The sequence below is a fragment of the Bradyrhizobium sp. genome (genome assembly GCF_019242285.1).
Lineage (GTDB): Bacteria > Pseudomonadota > Alphaproteobacteria > Rhizobiales > Xanthobacteraceae > Bradyrhizobium.
Genome location: NZ_JAFAVV010000552.1, coordinates 1 through 4,719, shown reverse-complemented (window position 1 = coordinate 4,719; position 4,719 = coordinate 1). Strand labels below are relative to the sequence as shown.

The 4,719-nt window shown below is 59.9% G+C and carries 3 protein-coding genes and 1 pseudogene; all 4 read left to right on the top strand.

Annotated features, from left to right (window positions below; genetic code table 11):
- Window positions 1-1,302 (top strand): annotated as a pseudogene (locus JOY90_RS22415) (Ti-type conjugative transfer relaxase TraA); the annotation flags it as partial.
- Window positions 1,303-1,427: 125 nt separating this feature from the next.
- A complete protein-coding gene (locus tag JOY90_RS22410; RefSeq protein ID WP_291693299.1) occupies window positions 1,428-1,643 on the top strand; it encodes an AlpA family transcriptional regulator in 216 nt (71 codons plus the stop codon).
- Window positions 1,644-2,403: 760 nt separating this feature from the next.
- Window positions 2,404-3,459 (top strand): cellulase family glycosylhydrolase, encoded by a 1,056-nt coding sequence (locus JOY90_RS22405; protein WP_291693298.1) that lies wholly within the window; start codon window positions 2,404-2,406, stop codon window positions 3,457-3,459.
- A gap of 18 nt (window positions 3,460-3,477) precedes the next feature.
- Window positions 3,478-4,548: a cellulase family glycosylhydrolase gene (locus JOY90_RS22400; protein ID WP_291693297.1), complete on the top strand. Its 1,071-nt coding sequence runs from the start codon at window positions 3,478-3,480 to the stop codon at window positions 4,546-4,548.
- The last annotated feature ends 171 nt before the right edge of the window (window positions 4,549-4,719 follow it).

Genomic DNA, 4,719 nt, shown 5'->3' with positions numbered 1-4,719 from the left:
CAACGACGAGGTCCGGGCGCTGAACGAGGCGGCGCGCGAGCGAATGCGGGCTGCCGGCGATCTGGGGATGACGTCCGCTTGACCGTCGAACGCGGCGGCAGAAATTTTGCCGGCGGGGATCGCATCATGTTCCTGCAGAACGAGCGCGGCCTTGGCGTGAAGAATGGCACGCTCGGCACCATCGAACAGGTCAGCGCCCAATCCCTGACCGTGCAGACCGACGATGGCCGATCCGTGCAGTTCGACCTGAAGGATTACAATAAGATCGACCATGGCTATGCCGCGACCATCCACAAGTCACAGGGCATGACGGTGGACCGCACCCATGTGCTGGCAACGCCTGGACTGGATGCCCACAGCAGCTATGTCGCCTTGTCGCGGCACCGCGACGGCTTGGAGCTGCACTATGGCCGCGACGACTTTGCCAATCAGGACCGGCTCGTCCGTACCCTGTCGCGCGACCGGGCCAAGGACATGGCCTCGGACTATGAGCGTGCCGATCCGGCACAGAGCTATGCCGAGCGGCGTGGGATCACCTTCCGCGAGCGCGTGGCAGAGATCGTGCGCAAGGTCGTGCCCGAGAAGGTACGCAACATGTTCGACGGGCTGCGCTCTCCTTCAGATGGGCCCGGCCCGGATCATAGACGGAGCCCGGAGCAGGAAACGCCGGAAAGAGAAAGAAGCGGTGCGGAAGCCCTGCGGCGCGACACGGAAGCGCCGGAAAGGGAGGTTGCGGAAGACCCGGAAAAGGAAATGCGCCGGTTGCGCACCCAGGCGCTCGTGCGCCATGCCCGCGCCGTAGATGCGATCTTCGAGGCGCAGGAGATGGGCGGCGAGGTAACTCCCGAGCAGGTGAAAGAACTACAAAAGGCCCGCAAGGTCTTCGAGGAGGTACGGCCCTATGGTTCGCACGACGCCGAAGCCGCCTACAAGAAGAACACAGAGCTCGCCCGCGAGGCGGCTGGCGGCCGGATTAACCGCGCCGTTCGCGCGCTCCAACTCGAAACCGAAATGCGCATCCATCCGAAACGCCGCGCCGACCGCTTTGTGGAGCGCTGGCAGGAGCTCGGCCAGACCAGCCGGCACCAGTATCAGGCGGGCGACATGTCCGGCTACAGGGCAACGCGCTCGGCGATGGGCGACATGGCGAGAAGCCTCGAACGCGACCCGCAAATGGAGTCCATCCTCGCCAATCGCAAGCGGGAGCTCGGCATCGCCTTTGACTCAGGCCGCCGGCTCGGCGACGAATTGGGCTTCACCCATGGCCTCGATCTTGGCCGCGGTCGCGGCCTCGGAATTTGATCTATCCTTTTTGCCGCTGGCTCGACGCCATAGTACGGCGACGCGAAAACTCTATTGCGCGCTCAACAGCTTTTCCTGTCTGGATCAGCAGCAGTCAGAAACAGCCAGCGAGCGGCAGCGTGGCCATGCACGAACCAGATCGGATCATCCGATTGAAAACCGTCCTCTCCCGGACTGGGCTGTCCCGGTCCACCATCTATCGGAAGATCGCCGAGAGCACGTTCCCGGCTCAGCTCAAAATCAGCACCAACGGGACCGGCTGGCATGAATCCGACATCAACAGTTGGATTGCAGATCCAGTCGGATGGCGTCCGAAAGGCGAGTCAGACGCAGTCCGGTGAGCCTTGGACCGGCACCGCGAGTTCGAGTTTGACGAGGGCTTCGAATACGGCGCGACGCTCGCCGACCGACGCCTGAGCAGTGCCGACTCTGGAATATTGGATCGCCCGATCCCCTCGCAGCGACGGCGCTGGCTGTTTAACATTCGAATATGTAGCAAGGCTTCGCTCCGTGCGTGTATTGGCAGAGCGCGATCCGATGTTGCGCCCGAGCAATTTATTCCCGCTAGTGCGTGCAAATATTATTGAACGACGGCGTCGATACCGTTCAGCGACCATTCACCCCAAAGTAGATACGCACATCCCACGTAAATCGCACCGCCGCCTCAGTTGTGGTGGGTCGGGCCACTCAATTGGTGAGTCTCACACTCCATCCCGCAGAGGAATTCATGAAAACATCTCCGTTCATCTTTGCCGCGGTCGGCGCAATAGCGCTCGCGCTTCCCCTCGCCGGGTGCGCCACTTATGCAGCCGACGTCGAAGCACAGCTATCGGTCCCCGCGGGACCGGCGGGTGAATGCCCGCAAGGCTATTGGCTCGGCCGCGGCAGGCAGGCCTGCTGGATACGACAGGTACGGCCCGGACCGTTTGGAGGATGCCCGCAGGCCTATCACCTCGGACCACAAGGCGGCTGGTGCTGGGCGGATTATGTAGGATAAGCGTACGCGTGACACCCTACCGCGGCTCCAAGACCTCTAGCGATTTCGGCTGCGGCAAAATGATCGCAAATGATCCGAACAATTGAGCCACAGGATAGAGTGTCGTGAAACGCCGCGTTGTCTGTCGTGTGGCTGCCTTATGCATCGGGCTTTTTCCTCTCGCCGCCACAGCCCAAGACATAACGATCCAAGGAAAGACGTTTTACAAGAACGGCAAGCCGTGGACGCCAAAGGGAATTCAAGTCGAAGGCCTCAACGAGCCGCTCGGCGCCGATGAATCGGCGGCTGGGCAAGCCAACGCAAAACAAAGAAGAGCATCGTGGGGACCGGTCGAACTGGACGCGATCAAGACCGTTTTCAGGGCCGATGTTATCCGCTTTCAGGTCAGCCAGCCCGGCCTCGATCCGCAATCCCCCATCTATAGCCCGGCCTACGCGTCCGAACTGCTCGTGGCTTTCAAGCTGGCGCGCTCCCATGGCTTTGTCGTCATCGTATCGATAGACGCGCAATCGGAGAATGGGATTCCCAACCTGCCCGGCATGCCGAACGACAGCACTGTTCGGGCGTGGCGAACCCTCGCGCCGCCGCTCACGAATGATAGTGGAATTTTGCTTGAGTTATTTAATGAGCCGGCCCTATCGAGCAATGCTCAAAGCCAAAAGCAATGGGCGCAGTCGATGCAGGCCGTCATCGATGCAGTGCGCCATGAGGGCGCGACCAACATCCTGCTACTAGACGGATTGTGGTACGCGCGCTCCACGAACGGCCTGTTTCCATTGGTTCGTGACACCCTCCCTAATCGCTTGGCGCTGGCCGTGCATCCTTACCTGGCCAGAGGCATTTTTGTTACTGAAAAGCAATGGAACGACCACTTCGGCTCCAGCGCCAAAAAATATCCGATGATCGCCACCGAATGGAACGCAACACCGACCAATGGATGCGTTGGGCCCGATACGCCTTCAGTGGCGTTGTCGCTTATGCGTTATCTGGAGTCCTTGCGTATCGGGCTGATCGGATGGGCCATCGACTCCAATTTCGGCAAGATGGTCAAAGATCATATCAATTATGAGCCGACCGACTATTCCGCTTTCACGGACTGCTCAAAGAGCCCCAGCGATTCAGGCGGCGGTAAACTCTTGGCCATTTATCCGAACAACTGAACTATAAGGGGGAATGTCGTGAAAAGCCGTCTCGCCTGCCTCGTGATTGCTCTTTGCATAGAGCTTTTACCTCTGGCCGCGACGGCGCAAAACATAACCATTCAGGGCAAAGCCTTCTACAAAGACCGCAAGCCTTGGCTGCCGAAGGGCGGCAATATTGTCGCGTTCGTTCGTCCGGCATTCATTCCATCGGCACCCAAATGGATGAATGACAGTAATAACGAAGGCCGGGAATGGTGGGGAAGCGCCGAGTTCAAAGCGGTCAAGAATATTTTGCACGGGGACGTCCTGCGTTTCCAGATCAGTCAGGCGGCACTCGATTCCAGCTCTCCCATCTACGACAGCGCCTATCTGACCGAACTGAGCGGCGCCATCAGGCAGGCACGCGCCGCCGGCTTTGTCGTCATCTGTTCGATGAACTGGGGCGATAACAGTGGGTTGCAGCACATGGGGGGCATGCCGGACGGCGGCACCGTTCGCGCCTGGCAGGCGCTCGCCCCCGAATTCATCCACGACGGCGGGGTCATGTTCGAGCTGTTCAACGAGCCCCGACTCGACTGGGGCAAGCCAGACAGTCATCAACTATGGGCGCAGGATATGCAGATGCTGATCGATACAGTGCGTTCGCTCGGTTCGAGCAACATCTTGCTGCTGGATGGTCTGGGCCTTGGGCAATGGACCAACGATCTGTTTCCTCTCGTGCATGACCGCATGCCCAATCGCATGGCGATGGCCGTGCATCCCTATTTTGACGCGATGGACGATAAAGCCCGCGTTGACCCTCAAGACTTCTGGCGCAAGCATTTTACCATCAGCGCCGCGCAGGTTCCGATGATCGCAACGGAATGGAACGCCACGGCAAATGGCGGCTGCGCGGGCCCCCGGACGCCGCAGGTGTCGCTGGAACTGCTTCGGCTTCTGGCCTCTCTGCATGTGGGCGTGCTCGGCTGGGCCATAGACAGCCCCAACGCGAAACTCTTCAAGAACCACACCGATTTCCGGTTGAGCGATTTCGCATCTTTCAAGGATTGCAAGGATGGTTCGGATTCCGGCGGCGGCCAGCTTCTCGCCAATTTTCCGCACGATTGAGCCGGCGCACCCAGGAGCCTTGGTTGTATCGACTTAAGTGCAGTAGCCCGACCAGCCGTAAAATTTCCGAGGCGCTCGCACGAGCGACGGCGTGGGCTCACCGCACCAGTTTCGCACCGGAAAGGCCGAAGCAGAACGCAACAAACGCGATCGAGATCAAACGAAATCGCA

Excerpts from the sequence above, each read along its gene's own strand:
- JOY90_RS22410 (WP_291693299.1), top strand. The coding sequence starts at position 1,428 with ATGCACGAACCAGATCGGATCATCCGATTGAAAACCGTCCTCTCCCGG.